This is a genomic window from Sporomusaceae bacterium (assembly GCA_031460455.1).
Lineage (GTDB): Bacteria > Bacillota > Negativicutes > Sporomusales > UBA7701 > Anaeroselena.
Genome location: JAVKTQ010000005.1, coordinates 81,986 through 95,714, shown reverse-complemented (window position 1 = coordinate 95,714; position 13,729 = coordinate 81,986). Strand labels below are relative to the sequence as shown.

Sequence of the window (13,729 nt, the reverse complement as noted above, 5' to 3'; positions counted from 1 at the left end):
TCGGGTTCAGTCTTTTTTGATGTCGCGGGCGGCTTTGAAGCCGGCGAGGGTGGTGGCCTCGGTGACGGCGCGGAGGACGGCCTGGGCCATGACGCGGGCGGCGAGGAGGCCGACGACGCTGGTGTCGGCGGTGACGCCGCCGGCGGACAGGCAGAAGATGGTGTCGCCGTCGACCATGGTGTGGGCGGGCCTCATGGTACGGGCGTAGCCGTTGTGGGCCATGGAGGCGATTTTGGCGGCCTGGGCCTTGGAGAGGGCAGCGTTGGTGAGGATGGCGCCGATGGTGGTGTTGCCGGCGAAGAGGTTGCCGGTGCGGCCGTATTTGGCGATCATGCCGTCTTCGCTGCCGAGGAAGGCGAAGGGGTGTTGACGGTAGGCGCCGGCGATTATGCCGCCGCGGTCGGGGTCGACGACGTCGCCGAGGCAGTTGACGGCGACGATCGCGCCGACCATGAGGTCGCCGATTTGGGCGGCGGCGGCGCCGAGGCCGCCTTTCATGGCGTGGTCCGGGCCGAAGAATTTGCCGACCGTCGCGCCTGTGCCTGCGCCGGCCGAGCCTTCGGCGAAGTCGCCTTTTTCGGCGGCCTGGCAGGCGGCGTAGCCCATGGCTTTGTCGGGGCGGACGGCGGGATCGCCGCAGGGGAGGTCGAAGAGGACGGCGCCGGCGACGATGGGGACTTTGGCGATGCCGACGTCGAAGCCGATGCCGCGTTCTTCGAGGTAGGCCATGACGCCGGCGGCGGCGTCGAGGCCGAAGGCGCTGCCGCCGGCGAGGAGGACGGCGTGGATTTTTTCGACATAGTTTTCGGGCCGGAGGAGGTCGGTTTCGCGGGTGCCGGGGGCGCCGCCCCTGACGTCGACGCCGGCGACGGCCCCTGCGGGGCAGAGGATGACGGTGCAGCCGGTGGCGGCGGCGAGGTTGTGGGCGTTGCCGAGTTTAAAGCCGGGGATGGCGGTGACGGGTACCTGGTCCATCAGGCGTCCATCCCGACGGCGAGGCGCGCGCCGAGCTCGAAGGCGTGCGCGAGGTCGCGGGGGAAGTTTTCCCGGCGGCTTCTGGCTTTGGCGACGGGGTCGAACATGGGGGCGTCGTAGCGGCTGTAGTCGTCGAACTGGAAGGTGTCGTAGGCGAACAGGGCTTCGGAGGGGCCGCCGAAGACCATGGAGAGGACGCGGGCGTTGTTGGCGAGGTGTTTGTCCCAGCCGAATTCTTGGAGGCGGGCTTGGTCGACGTTCATGGTGTAGATGAAGGCGGTGGGCAGGATGCGGGGGAAGAGGCTGCGCTTGTCGCCGGCGGCGTATTTGAGGTAGGGGAAGAGCAGCCGCTCGAGGAGGGAGCGCATTTCGCCGGTGACGGAGCCGAAGTAGAGGGGCGAGCCGAGGATAAGGGCGTCGGCGGCGGCAATTTTTTCGAGGAGGGGGGCGAGGCCGTCGCGGATGGCGCAGCGGCCGAGGCCGGGGCCGTTCTTGAGTTTGCAGGCGAAGCAGCTGATACAGCCTTTGTAGTCGAGGTCGTAGAGGTGGACGAGTTCGGTGGCGGCGCCCTGGTCGGCGGCGCCTTCGAGGGCTTTGGCGAGCAGGGCGGCGGTGTTCCAGGTTTTGCGGGGGCTGCCGTTGACGGCGATGACGGTTTTGCTCATTTTTTTATCTTCTCCCCTACCCTATTTTTGTTGGCATTATTTATGCTTTTCTCGGCGGCGGGGCGGATTCCTGCCTCGCGGGGACGGCCGGGGCAGGGAACAATTTTTTACAATACGGCGGGGGGCAGGTTTGTTAGGATGGACTAAAAAGACGAGGAGGGATTTATTATGCTGAAGGGCTATACTTTGCCCCGCACGCCGGGGGGCACGTCGAGTCTGGCGCCTTATCCGCCGTGGCATTATGCGGGGACGGCGCTGGCGGTGGAGTTCATGGCCGAGCCGGCGCGGGTGGCGGCTTTTTTGCCCGCGGGCCTGGAGCCTGCGGGCGGGCGGTGCGCGGCGTATTTCGTGGAGTGGCAGTACGCGAGCGAGACGGGCGAGGAGTATCTGGACCCGGTGCGCAGCCAGTACCGGGAGACGATTTTCCTGGTGTCGGCGAGCTACGAGGGGACGCCGGTGGCGTATTGCCCGTTTATTTTCGTGGATCAGGATGTGTCGCTGATGCGCGGGCTGGCGCAGGGGTGGCCGAAGCAGGCGGGGTCGACGTGGGTGACGCGGGCGTACGACCTGGCGTCGAAGGCGACGCCGGCGGTGGGGCCAGGAGGGAGGTTCGGGGCGTCGCTGGCGGCGCGTGACCGCCGCCTGGCAGAGGCGCGGGTGACGCTGCGCGAGGCGGAGGCGGCGCTGCCGACGCCGAATTTCGCGCGGGCGGTGAATGTGCGCTATTTCCCCGAGCTGGCGGCGGGCAGGCACGACATGCCGGCGGTCCATGAGCTGGTGCAGCTGAAGTCGCGCGATGTGATGATGTCGACGGTGTGGAAGGGCGAGGCGACGCTGGCGGTGTTCGATAACCCGTACCTGGAGCTGCCGGCGCTGCGGCCGACGGAGGTGCTGGCCGGGTACCGTTTTTCGTTCGCGCTGACGGTGGACGATGTTATGCTGCTGCGCGATCTGCGCGGCGGCGACGGCGCTTGACCGCCTACCGCCGATGGCTTATGCTGGTGGTAAGAATAACGGCGGGAGGGATGGACGATGGTGGTACGGATTTGGCGCGGGCAGGCGACGCGGGAGAATGCGCCCGCGTATTACCGGCATGTGACGGGGAAGGTTTTCCCGGAGCTGAAGGAGATCGCGGGTCATAAGGGGGCGTATCTGCTGCAGCGGGAGACGGCCGCGGGGGTGGAGTTTCTGGCGGTGACGATGTGGGAATCGCTGGACGCGATCCGCGCGTTCGCGGGCAATGACGCGGAGACGGCGGTGGTGGAGCCGGCCGCGCAGGCGGTGTTGTCGGATTTCGACGATTTTGCCCGGCATTTTACGATGACTTACGGTACCTGCGGACAATAGCGGATCAGGAGCCTGCCGGCTACGCCGGCAGGCTTATTTTTTCCTCGCGGATCGGCAGGTTGACGAGCGCCGCCAGAGCGGCCAGAACAATGTCGGCGTACCACATCCACATGTAGTTGCCGTCGTGGGCCATCGCCAGGCCGCCCAGCCACGCGCCGAGAAAGCCGCCGATCTGGTGGGTGAGCAGCGTCAGGCCGAACAGGGTGGCGAGGTATCTCGTACCGAAAAGTTTAGCGACCAGGCCGGCGGTCGGCGGCACGGTCGCCAGCCAGGTAAAGCCGAGCGACGCGGCAAAGATGTAGAAGGTCAGGGCGGTTTTGGGGGCGAGGAGGTATATGGCGATCATGACAGCGCGACTGCCGTACATGAGGGCGAGGATGTATTTCATGCGGTACCGCGAGCCCATCGAGCCGGCAAAGAGGCTGCCGGCGACGTTGAACAGGCCGATGAGGGCCAGGGAGAACGCGGATACGTTGGCGGAGTGCCCACATAGAGCGACTTCGCCGGGCAGATGGGTCACCAGGAAGGCGACATGAAAACCGCAGGTGAAGAAGCCGGCATGCAGGCAGAGGTAGCTGCGGTCGCCGAGGGCGGTGCGCAACTGCCGCCGGAGACTTTCCGCGGGCTCGCCGGCAGCGGCGGCGGCAGCGGCCGGCGGGTTTTGGCCCCCCAGTAATGCTGCCAGGGGAATGGTCAGCAGGGTGGTCGCGGCCATGGTAAACATGGCGGCTACCCAGCCGAAGCCGCCAATGATGGCCTGCAGCAGCGGGGCGAAGATGAATTGCCCCAGCGAGCCGCCGGCGTTTATAAACCCGCCGGCGAAGGAGCGGCGCTCGGCGGGCAGATGCCCGGAGGTGGCGCCGATGAGGATGGAGAAGCTCCCCGCGCCCGCGCCTGCGGCGCTCAAGACGCCTATGGTCATAACCAGCGACCATTCCGAATTTGCGAACGGGGTGAGGGCCAGGCCGCCGGCAAGCAGGAGCGCGCCGGCCACGAGAACGGCATAAGGACCCCGCTTGTCGGCGACGGCGCCCATGACGGGCTGAGCCAGCCCCCACACGAACTGCCCCACGGCAAGGGCGAAGCTGATTGAAACGATGCCCAGGCCTGTTGCGGCGTCGAGCGGCGCGACGAAGAGGCCGAGCGATTGCCTGGCCCCCATCGTGATGGCGAGGATAGCCGCCGAGCTAAGCATTAAAATCCAGGCGGCTCGCGATGAACTGATGTGCATGTATGTCTCCTTATAAGCTGCGTTTTGCCCTTATTTAGCCCTGCCCTACCGGGCAAGATGCCGCGATTAACGTGTATATACACTAAAAGTCCGGCCGTTATCCCCGACGTCGGCCGCGATTAAGGCATTAGCGCCTCCAGCTTGGTCAGCAGGTGTTTAAGCCGGGTCAATTCCTCATCTCCCATGTATACCTTTATCGCTTCCTGCGCCTCGCCCCATAGCCGCCAGCCCGTTTCGATGGCGTCTTGCCCCGCTTGCGTCATCGATATCTCCCGGGTGCGCGAGTCTTCGCCCGGGGCGATGGTTATGAGGCCGGCGTCGGTCAGGGGTTTCAGGTTGCGGTTGAGGGTGGTCCGGTCGATGCGGATCAGCTTGGCCAGTTCGCTGATGGTGGTCTTCTCGGCCATTTGGATGTGCCGCAGCAGGGCAAGCTGGGCGACGGTGAGTCCGCTCGGCTTCAGGATATTGTCGTAAAACCGGGTGACCGCCCGGGCGGCCCGGCGCAGGTTCATGCAAACGCACGGGCTGGGGCTTTTCGGATATACTTCACCTATGTTTTTCATGGCAACAGGCACTTCCGTTCTCACCGATGTATGTGTATATACACTTATATTGTTTTAAGAATAGCACTTATGCCGCTTCTGTGTCAAGCGTCGGACACGACGGAGTTTTTTGTCTGTTTCGCCCGGTAGAGGGCTTCGTCGGCCAGTCTGGTGAGCTGTTCGAGGTCGGCGGTTGCGGCGGCGGCGGCGATGCCGATGCTGACGGTGACGGCAACGATGTTCTGCCCCTGGCCGAAACGGTGGCGTTCGACGGTCGCCCTGAGCCGTTCGGCGAAGAGGCCGGCGCTTGTTTTGTCGGCGCCGGCGAGGATGACGAGGAATTCTTCCCCGCCCCAGCGAATGGCGGCGTCGTCTTTGCGGATGCCGGCGGCGAGGAGGGCGGCCAGTTGGCGGAGGACGGTGTCGCCCATGCCGTGGCCGTGGGTGTCGTTGATGTGTTTGAAGTCGTCGATGTCGATCATGAGCAGCGCTATGCCTGCGCCGCTTTCCCGCCCCCCGCCCTTCCTGCCGGCAATGGCGGCGGCGAAGTAGTGGCGGTTGTGGAGGGCGGTGAGGCTGTCTTTGAAGGCGGCCTGCACCAGTACGCCGCATCGGTAGGCGAAGGCGGCGTCGATGACGCCGACGCAGAGCCATACCGCCGGTGAGACGCCACCGGTCAGGTAGCGCTCGGCGAGGAAGCCGAGGAGGTGCAGGAGGGTGACGGACAGGGCGATGATGCCGGAGGCGTGGGTGATGAAGTAGTCGACCATAGTTGACCACCACCCTTTTATGTTTACTAATGAGATTCTTTGCCGCGGCGGCCTTTCCTGCCGCTACGGGTATGGCAATAGTTAGCAGACCGCAGCTTGTTACGGCCTTTGCAAGTTTGCAGGGAATTTCGCCGCCGTCCTGTCATATATTTTTAGCAGCAGCCGGAACGCGGGCGGGCGCGTCCGCGCGGGGAAGACGGTTCACGGCGGGGGGACGGCGGTGTATAATCCGGTTATCGGTATCGCGGCGAGCATCCAGGCCGACGGGGAGGAGCGGCTGTTCGCGGGCGGGGCGTATGTGCGGGCGGTGGCCCTGGCGGGAGGCTGCCCGGTGGTGCTGCCGTTCACCGGCGGGGCGGAGCAGGCGGGCCGCCATCTGGCGGTGGTAGACGGGGTGGTGCTGACCGGGGGCGGGGATGTCGACCCGTGGCTGTACGGGGCCGAGCCGCTGCCCGGCCTGGGGCGGGTGTGGCCGGAGCGGGACGAGTATGAGCTGGCGCTGGTGCGGACGGCGATGGCTTTAGGCCGTCCGGTGCTGGGGATTTGCCGGGGCTTGCAGGCGGCGAATGTGGCTCTGGGAGGGACGCTGCACCAGGATCTGCGCGGCCGGGCGGGCGGATTGCAGCATTGGCAGGAGAGCCGCGGCGAGGTGGCGGGCCATACGGTGGCGGTGAGGGCGGGGACGCTGCTTTGCCGCGTGCTGCGGCGGGATAGGGCGCGGACGAACAGTTTCCACCGCCAGGCAATCGATGGGGTAGCGCCGGGTCTGACGGTGTGCGGCCGGACGGCGGACGGCGTGGTGGAGGCGGTGGAGGATGCGGCGGGGTTGCTGCTGGCGGTGCAGTGGCACCCGGAGGATATGCTCGGCAGCCAGCCGGTGATGCTGGAACTGTTCCGTTGGCTGGTAACTGCGGCTGCCGGTCGCGGCTAGGATGGGAGGCGGGAGGATGAGGATGAGCGGCGGGGTGTGGCGGCGACGGCCGCTGTACTGGGCGATTGCCGGGCTGGTGCTGGCGGCGCTGGCGGTGAGCTTCGCAGCGGCGGATTATGTCGACGAGCTGGAGCTGGCGGCTGCGCCGGGACAGACGGTAAGTCCGCCCGAGGGGGCGGTGAGCCTGAAGATAAATGTGGTGAAGAGGACGCTGGAGGTGTACGACGACGGCGAGCTGCACAAGACTTACCGCGTGGCGGTGGGGAAGAGCAAGACGCCGACGCCGTTCGGGGAATGGAAGGTGGTCTGGAAGGATTACAACTGGGGGACGGGCTTCGGGACGCGCTGGATGGGGTTGAATGTGCCGTGGGGGACGTTCGGCATCCACGGGACGAATAAGCCGTGGTCGATCGGCAGCTTCGCCAGCCATGGGTGCATCCGGATGCGCAACCGGGACGTGGAGGAGCTGTTCGAGTGGGTGCGGATCGGGACACCGGTGTTTATCGAGGGCGGCCGGACGAGGGTGAACCGGGTGCTGAAGTATCAGTCGGTGGGGCCGGATGTGGTGCTGGCGCAGCTGCGGCTGAAGGAGCTGGGGTATCTGGACAGCCGGGCGGACGGCATCTACGGCCTGGTGACCGAGGAGGCGGTGAAGCGGTTCCAGGGCGACCGCGGCCTGGAGGCGAACGGGGTGCTGGGCCCGGAAGCACTGACGGCGCTGGGCGTGAAGCCGTGAAAAGCCCGATTATCGGGCGCGAGCGGTGATGATTTCCTGGGAAATAGGAAAGTTTTTGTCGGGAAAGGTAAAAGCGGCCTGGTACAACCGGGCCGCTTTTGTGCGCGATTATTGCGGCAGGCGGAAGTTGTATCGCCGCTTGCGTGTCTACGGATGAACGCGCTGTATGACTTGCGCCGACTCCGCCGTACCGGCGCCAAACGGGCGTCCATGCCCGTTGTCGCCTCGCCCGGCCGTCCATGGCCGGGCGTACGGTGTCGTTCGCGGCTTGCTTCGTCTACAGCGCGTAACATCCTTCGCCAATGCGCGCTTGCGATACAACTTCCGCCTGCCGCGTGCAGCGTTCGACTGGATCAGCGAACAGCCGTTCAGAAGGCCCCAGATGCTAGGCGGCTCTGCCAGGCGCGCCGCGCCGCGTACTCGGAACGTACGCAAGCAAGCGGCTGGCAGAACAACAACGCAGATGGGGCCTTATCAACGGCTGTCAAATTTTCCAGGTAAGCCCGAGGCCGAAGCCGCGGTAGTTGTGGCGCGGGGCCCCCTCCCCTATTTTATCGGCGGTGAGGTGGCGGTAGGTGGAGGTCAGTTCGAGGTGGGGGTTGAGCCGGTAGGAGAGGCCGAATTCGATGTTGGCGACGTTTTTGCCGCCACCGAGGATGGCGTAAAGGGTGTAGCGGTCGCCGAGTTTGCGGGCGGCGATGACGCCGGCTTGGAGAACGTTTTTGGCGTTTATCCCGGCGCCGCCGCAGGTGCGGGAGTGACCGACGTAAAGCTGGAGACCGTCGCCGAGTTTGCGGATGAGGTTTATTTCCCGGTTGTGCGTTCCGTAGTCACGGGTGTGGCCGGCGGTGTCGAAGTTTATCTGCCGGAAGGCGAGGGCCCAGTGGCCGCCAAGCCCGGCGGTAACGCCGAATTCCGCGGCGTGGCCGCCGGAGAAGGAGTAGGGTTTCCAGTTGAGGTCGAGGGCCAGGCGCCCGGAGGAGAAGTCCTGCAGCGGGCTGGCGCAGACGGGTGCGGCTGCCAGGAGCAGCACCGCGGCCATGAGGATCACGATTTTTTTCATGGTTCACCTCCATGTTTTTTCCGTACAAGTCTACGCGCCGGCTAGCCGTGTTATGAGTGAAAGTCGGGACAAGAGGCAAAAAAAACCGCCGTAATGGCGGCGGCACAGCCGGAAGCAGCTTCAGGGGAGCCGGTCCCCGCCGGCGAGGAGGCGGTCGATGACGGCGGCGAAGGTTTCCAGGGAGTGGGCGCCGTCGATGAGCAGGCCGTCGACGATGAAGATGGGGACGCCGTCAAGGCCGAAGGCGTCAGCTTCCCTTATATCGGCGGCGATCTGCCGGTCGACGGCGGGAGATGTCAGGGCCGCGTCGAGCCTGGACAGGTCCGCCCCCAATTCCGCGGCGGTTTGGCGGAGGAAGGATTCGCCTTCTTTCAGTCTGTCCTGTCCGGCGAATATGCGCCGGTAGAATCGCCAGGCCAAAGCCCCGTCCTGCCGGCGGAGGGCTTCGAAGTAGCGGGCCGCGGGCAGGGCCATGAGGTGGGATTCCAGCGGGCAGTGTTTGAGGACCAGTTTTACGCTGCCGCGGTATTTGGCAAGAACATTGTCGATGATTGCCGCCGCCGACCGGCAATAGGGGCATTGAAAGTCGGTGTATTCGAAGATCGTGACCGGGGCTGACGGCGGGCCTTGGACGGCGGAGCCGGCGATAACCGGCCGATACTCCGCGGCGCACCTGGAACCGAGGGCGGTTTCGCCGTAGTCGCCGATCGACAGTTCGCCCGCCGGAAGGGCCCCGTTGGCGCGGAGCAGTTCGGTCAGGCGCGGGTGGTAGCCGCTGTCGGCGGCCTGGTCGATTACGGTACGGCCGTCCCGGTCGGCGGTGTTCGCGTCGGCGCCGGAATCCAGCAGCAGGAGGATCATGTCGCGGTCGCCGCGCCGCGCCGCCCACATGAGCGGCGTCCAGCCCATGATGTCCCGGTGATCGAGGGCCGCCCCGGCGGCGATCAGCATGGCGGCGCCGGCGACGTTGCCGCGCTGGGCCGCCGCGATCAGGGCGGTTATGCCGTTGGCGGCCTGGAGGTTGACATCGGCGCCGCGGTGGATGAGGATATCGGTCAGCCAGGTGCTGCCGGCCTGAACGGCCACGATCAGCGGCGTGCGCTGCCAGTTGTCGCGGGCGTCGATGCCGGCCCCGTGGGCGAGGAGCATTTGGGCCATGGCGATGTCGGCTCTGGCGGCGGCGATGATGAGCGGCGACTTGCCCCATACGTCGCGGGTGTCGACCGCCGTCCCGCCGGCCAGCAATTTTTCCGCCGCCGTCAGGTCACTGTGCCTGACTGCCGCAAGTAAGGCATCGTCTTTTCCGGCCGCTCCGGCCGCGGTTGGCAGGGTCAATGCCAACGCCAGAAGCAAGCATGCCGCCAGGCGTTTTTTCCACACAGGCTTTTCCTCCCCTCGTCCCGCTTCTGCGGGTATGTAGAATGTATACGCGCAGATGGCGAAAAAATTCGCCGCAACCAGGGTCCGGGGCGCATAGCCTGCGGTTAATCCCGGCGCAGCGGCCGCATATAATAAGAAAAACACCGAAAGGCGGTCGATGTGGATGGTTTCAGCACGGATGATAAGAGGGTTGTGTCTGGCGCTGGTTCTGACGGTTACTTTTCTCATGAGTCCTGCGGCGGTTATGGCGGCGCCGGCGAGCGGGAATTTAAGGCCGGCCGTGGAGTCTGACCCGATGACCAAGTGCGTCGATTCCGCAGGCGTCAACGAGAATTTCGAATTCGTTGCCGCCGAGCCAGGGGAGCCAGCCCCGGAGGGCCTTTATCGCGACCACGACCGGGACCGGGACCGCCACCACCGCCAACGCTGCGAGCGGGTGCGCCATAACTGCATGGAGCAGTGCCGACACCACCGCGGCCACCACGATAACCGCCATCACTGTATCGAGCGCTGCATGCGCAACCACGATTGCCATAACTATCGTTAGCGTTCCGCCGGGGAACACGGCAAGGAGGCAGATAATCCTGCCTCCTTGGTTTTAGGGCCATGTTTTGTGTATTATGTTTATCCGCCGGGATTAACCTTGCCCGGTGGCGGGCGGACGGCCCCGGACGAGATAGACGGCGTAGACGGCGACAAAGAGGACCATGACGGCGGCGGCGGCGAGGTATACGGCGGAGTAGCCGGCGGCTTCGGCGACGAAGCCGAGAAGGATGACGCCGCCGCCGATGCCGCTGTCGATGAAGTTGTAGTAGGTGGCGTTTACGGCGGCCCGGCGTTCGGGGGGGACAAGGCTGACCATCCAAGCCTGCAGGGAGGGGAAAAGGATGCCTAAGCCCAGGCCGTGGAAGGCGGCGGCGGTGAGGAGGACGGGGGTGGAGGCTGTGTGGGCGAGAAAGAGCTGGCCGACGCCGAGGCAGACGGCGCCGGGGACGACGACCAGGGCGGGGCCTTTACGGTCAAAGATGCGGCCGACGAAGAGCCGTGCGAGGAAGACGAAGAGGGTGGATACGGTGAAGAAGTAGCCGACGGTGGTGAGGCCGGCTTCTTTGGCGAGAAGGGTGACGAAGCCGATGACGCCGCCGGCGGCTGCGCCGGTCATCAGGCAGAGGAGCGCGGGGAAGGCGGCTTTCCGCTCCATGAGGCGGTCGAGCAGGGAGACGGCGCCGGCCGGCCGGGCGGCGCCGGCGGGAGCGGCCGGGGGCGAGGGGAAAGCGCCCATGCCGAGGACGGCGATAAGCTGTCCAGCGACGGCGGCGGCGAACAGGGCCCCATAGCCGTGGTCGGCGGCCAGCCAGACGCCGAGCGCCGGGGAGATGGCGAGGGAGACGGTGCTGCCGAGCCCGAAGTAGCCGAGGCCTTCGCCGCGGCGGACGGCGGGGATGATGTCGACGGCGAGGGTGGCGTACATGGTGGTGGCGATGCCGAAGCCGAGACCGTGGAACAGGCGGACGACGATGGCGAGGCCGACGGTGTCGGCCCAGTAGTAGATCCCGGCCGACAGCATGCAGACGATCATGCCGATGAGCAGGAAGCGCTTTTTGCCCAGGCGGCCGATGCCGGCGTCGGTGAACAGGCGGACGGCGACGGCCGAGAAGGTGAAGCTGCCCATGACCAGGCCGATTTGGCTGTCCGAGCCGCCGCAGTCGGCGATGAAGAGGGGCAGGACGGGCATGGTGAGGTGGAAGCCCGAAAAGAGCAGGGCGTTGGAGAGGGTGAGGATGATGAAGTTTTTGGTCCAGAGGGGTCCGGTGAGGGGTACGGTCATGTAAAGACTCCTTGAATCCCGACCGGGGCGCGGGTGGTGTCGATGGTTGTCGGTCGTATACTTCCAGGCGGGCGAGGGAATATCCTGCCGGAATACGAAAAGGCCCGCGCTATGAAGGCGCGGGCCGTAGGGAATCGGAATTTTTACAGGCTGAAGCGGCTGACGGCGGCCTGGAGCTCTTCGGCCATTCTGGCCAACGCCTGGCTGGCGGCGGCGATTTCTTGCATGGAGGCCGACTGTTCTTCGGTAGCGGCGGAGACGTTCTGGCTCTGCGCGGCTGCCCCTTTGCTGACTCCTTCGATTTCGCGGACGGCGGCCACTATCTGCTGGCTGCCCTGGGACAGGCGGCGGATTGCGGCGGATATTTCCTGCACCTGGCCGGAAAGGTCGGCGGCGAGGGCGGCTATTTCACCGAACGATTGTCCGGCGGAATGGACGACTTGGGTGCCGACTTTTACTTCGCGCGTTCCTGCTTCCATGGCGCTGACCGCCTGGGAGGTGTCGGCCTGGATTTCGCCGATGAGGGCGGCGATCCTGGCCGCCGCGTCCTGGGATTGTTCGGCAAGCTTGCGGACTTCGTCGGCGACTACGGCGAAGCCGCGGCCCGATTCCCCCGCCCTGGCGGCCTCGATGGCAGCGTTGAGGGCGAGAAGGTTGGTTTGGCCGGCGATGCCGGAGATGGTCCCGACGATCTCGCCGATTTCCTGTGAACGCGCCCCCAGCCGGCTGACGACCTGGGCGGAATTAACGACCGTTTTTTCGATGCTGGTTATCTGGCTGACTGCCCTGTCGATGGCCGCGCCGCCGTCTTTGGCTGTGCCGGCGGTCTTGCCGGCGGCGGCGGCGGCGGTGTCGGCGCTGGCGGCGATTTGCCTTATGCCGGTTGAGAGATCTTCGAACGAGGCCACGGTCTGATCTACAGCTCTGACTTGTCGGGCGGCGCCGGCGGCGACCTGGGTGATTGATTCGGCGACCTGCCCGGCGGCGAGGGCCGATTGTTCGGCGCTGGCGGTCATCTGCTGAGAGGAGGCGGCGATCTGCCCTGCCGAGTGGGATATCTGGCCGACAAGCTGCCTGAGGCCGGTGACCATGGTGTTGGAGGTGGCGGCCAGGCGGCCAATTTCGTCGCGGCTTTGTATTTCGAGAGCGGCTACGGCGAGGTTGCCGCCGGCTACTTGATGTAGTTTTTCCATGACCTGCCGGACAGATCTGGCGAGCCGGCCGGTAAGAAATGCGGCGCCGATGAGACCGATGACGAGGACGAGCGCCGATACGGTGACGACGCGGAAGGTGAGGCCGCTGGCGACGGCCTGGATGCGGCTTTGAGGCGTGCCGGTGAAGATCAGGCCGATGGTTTTGCCGTTAGCGCCGATGAGCGGGCCGTAGGCGGTGGTATAGTCTATCCCGGCGATGCGGTTGGCGCCAACGTAGACCTTGCCCTGCTTGAGGACGGTGTCGAGGATGCCGGGGTTGTCGAGGGTGGTGCCGGTCATGCGTTTGCCGTCGGCGCTTACGAGGGTGGTGGCGACCCGCTCGCTGCCGAGGAAAAGGGTAAATTCGGAGCCGAACATTTTTTTGGCCATGTCGACGATTTCGTTCTCGCTGACGACGTAGCCGGTGGAGATAACGCCGACGAGGACGCCGGCTTCGTAGAGCGGGGCGCCCGCCCGCACGGAGAGCTTGACGACCTTGCCTTCCTCGATGCCGACGAAAGGTTTGCCGACCATGGCCTGGGCGACATTGACCTGGTTGGCGATGCTATCGTCGGGCTTGGGGATTTTGCCGGGCTCGTGGGTGCGGATGAGGGCGAAGCCTTTGGGGTCGGTGATGACCATGTAGTCGAGCTGGCCCTCTTTCATGAGCGGGGTGGTTATGGCGAACAGGGCCTGGGCGTCGCGGCGCTTGGCGGCGTCGATAATCTGGGGATTGCGGGCCAGCGCCTGAGCGTGGCCGAGGGCGTTGGTCTTATATGTGTCGAGCATGTGCGTCATGCCTCTGTAGCGGGCGGCCATGTCCTGCCGGTCGTTTTCTTCGAGGTAGGCGCGGGTGGTATAGACGGAAAAGCCGGCGATAACTAAGACTATCATGAGGAGGGCGACGGTGACTCCGGCGAGGATGCGGAACTGAAGACTGTTGACGTTCATTTCTCTCACCCCGTCTATTGTATTGTCGGAGAGCTGGAGCATGTCCCGCGGCAGGATGGTGATTTTAGGAAAATACCCGATTATTTGGTCGTTATTGTTAAAAGCATACCATGGCAC

14 protein-coding genes are annotated in these 13,729 nt (G+C 65.4%); 5 read left to right on the top strand and 9 right to left on the bottom strand.

Annotated features, from left to right (window positions below; all coding sequences use genetic code 11):
- Positions 1-6: 6 nt before the first annotated feature.
- Both RIN56_09715 and RIN56_09710 read right to left on the bottom strand, forming a co-directional pair.
- On the bottom strand, positions 7-975 hold the full coding sequence (locus RIN56_09715; protein ID MDR7867089.1) for a P1 family peptidase: 969 nt from the start codon (positions 973-975) through the stop codon (positions 7-9).
- Positions 975-1,640, bottom strand: a complete 666-nt coding sequence (locus tag RIN56_09710) for a flavodoxin family protein (protein ID MDR7867088.1) — start codon at positions 1,638-1,640, stop codon at positions 975-977. The genes RIN56_09715 and RIN56_09710 overlap by 1 nt, the downstream gene beginning before the upstream one ends.
- Positions 1,641-1,808: 168 nt before the next feature.
- Here RIN56_09710 and RIN56_09705 point away from each other — a divergent pair, with 168 nt between their 5' ends.
- Together RIN56_09705 and RIN56_09700 are read left to right on the top strand one after the other, a co-directional pair.
- Positions 1,809-2,615 carry an acetoacetate decarboxylase family protein gene (locus tag RIN56_09705; GenBank protein ID MDR7867087.1) on the top strand — a complete coding sequence of 269 codons (807 nt, stop codon included), beginning with the start codon at positions 1,809-1,811 and terminating at the stop codon, positions 2,613-2,615.
- A gap of 57 nt (positions 2,616-2,672) precedes the next feature.
- Positions 2,673-2,987: an antibiotic biosynthesis monooxygenase gene (locus RIN56_09700; GenBank protein ID MDR7867086.1), complete on the top strand. Its 315-nt coding sequence runs from the start codon at positions 2,673-2,675 to the stop codon at positions 2,985-2,987.
- A 19-nt stretch (positions 2,988-3,006) separates the two neighbouring features.
- On the opposite strand, the gene RIN56_09695 is transcribed toward RIN56_09700, so the two are convergent.
- From RIN56_09695 to RIN56_09685, 3 genes are all read right to left on the bottom strand, one after another.
- Positions 3,007-4,218, bottom strand: a complete 1,212-nt coding sequence (locus RIN56_09695; protein ID MDR7867085.1) for an MFS transporter — start codon at positions 4,216-4,218, stop codon at positions 3,007-3,009.
- Between the two features lie 119 nt (positions 4,219-4,337).
- A complete protein-coding gene (locus RIN56_09690) occupies positions 4,338-4,730 on the bottom strand; it encodes a MarR family winged helix-turn-helix transcriptional regulator (GenBank protein ID MDR7867084.1) in 393 nt (130 codons plus the stop codon).
- A 134-nt stretch (positions 4,731-4,864) separates the two neighbouring features.
- Complete coding sequence (locus tag RIN56_09685) at positions 4,865-5,530, bottom strand: GGDEF domain-containing protein (GenBank protein MDR7867083.1); 666 nt, start codon at positions 5,528-5,530, stop codon at positions 4,865-4,867.
- Positions 5,531-5,750: 220 nt separating this feature from the next.
- Between RIN56_09685 and RIN56_09680 the strand changes: the two genes are divergently transcribed.
- Both RIN56_09680 and RIN56_09675 read left to right on the top strand, forming a co-directional pair.
- Positions 5,751-6,461 (top strand): gamma-glutamyl-gamma-aminobutyrate hydrolase family protein, encoded by a 711-nt coding sequence (locus RIN56_09680; GenBank protein ID MDR7867082.1) that lies wholly within the window; start codon positions 5,751-5,753, stop codon positions 6,459-6,461.
- A 22-nt stretch (positions 6,462-6,483) separates the two neighbouring features.
- Positions 6,484-7,197: a L,D-transpeptidase family protein gene (locus RIN56_09675; GenBank protein MDR7867081.1), complete on the top strand. Its 714-nt coding sequence runs from the start codon at positions 6,484-6,486 to the stop codon at positions 7,195-7,197.
- A 484-nt stretch (positions 7,198-7,681) separates the two neighbouring features.
- Here RIN56_09675 and RIN56_09670 read toward each other — a convergent pair whose 3' ends face one another.
- Positions 7,682-8,260 carry a hypothetical protein gene (locus tag RIN56_09670; protein MDR7867080.1) on the bottom strand — a complete coding sequence of 193 codons (579 nt, stop codon included), beginning with the start codon at positions 8,258-8,260 and terminating at the stop codon, positions 7,682-7,684.
- Between the two features lie 120 nt (positions 8,261-8,380).
- Complete coding sequence (locus RIN56_09665) at positions 8,381-9,640, bottom strand: ankyrin repeat domain-containing protein (protein MDR7867079.1); 1,260 nt, start codon at positions 9,638-9,640, stop codon at positions 8,381-8,383.
- A 163-nt stretch (positions 9,641-9,803) separates the two neighbouring features.
- Here RIN56_09665 and RIN56_09660 point away from each other — a divergent pair, with 163 nt between their 5' ends.
- Positions 9,804-10,187, top strand: a complete 384-nt coding sequence (locus RIN56_09660) for a hypothetical protein (GenBank protein MDR7867078.1) — start codon at positions 9,804-9,806, stop codon at positions 10,185-10,187.
- A 90-nt stretch (positions 10,188-10,277) separates the two neighbouring features.
- On the opposite strand, the gene RIN56_09655 is transcribed toward RIN56_09660, so the two are convergent.
- On the bottom strand, positions 10,278-11,468 hold the full coding sequence (locus tag RIN56_09655; protein ID MDR7867077.1) for an MFS transporter: 1,191 nt from the start codon (positions 11,466-11,468) through the stop codon (positions 10,278-10,280).
- Positions 11,469-11,611: 143 nt separating this feature from the next.
- Entirely contained in the window at positions 11,612-13,612 is a 2,001-nt protein-coding gene (locus RIN56_09650) for a methyl-accepting chemotaxis protein (protein ID MDR7867076.1), read from the bottom strand.
- Between the last annotated feature and the right edge of the window lie 117 nt (positions 13,613-13,729).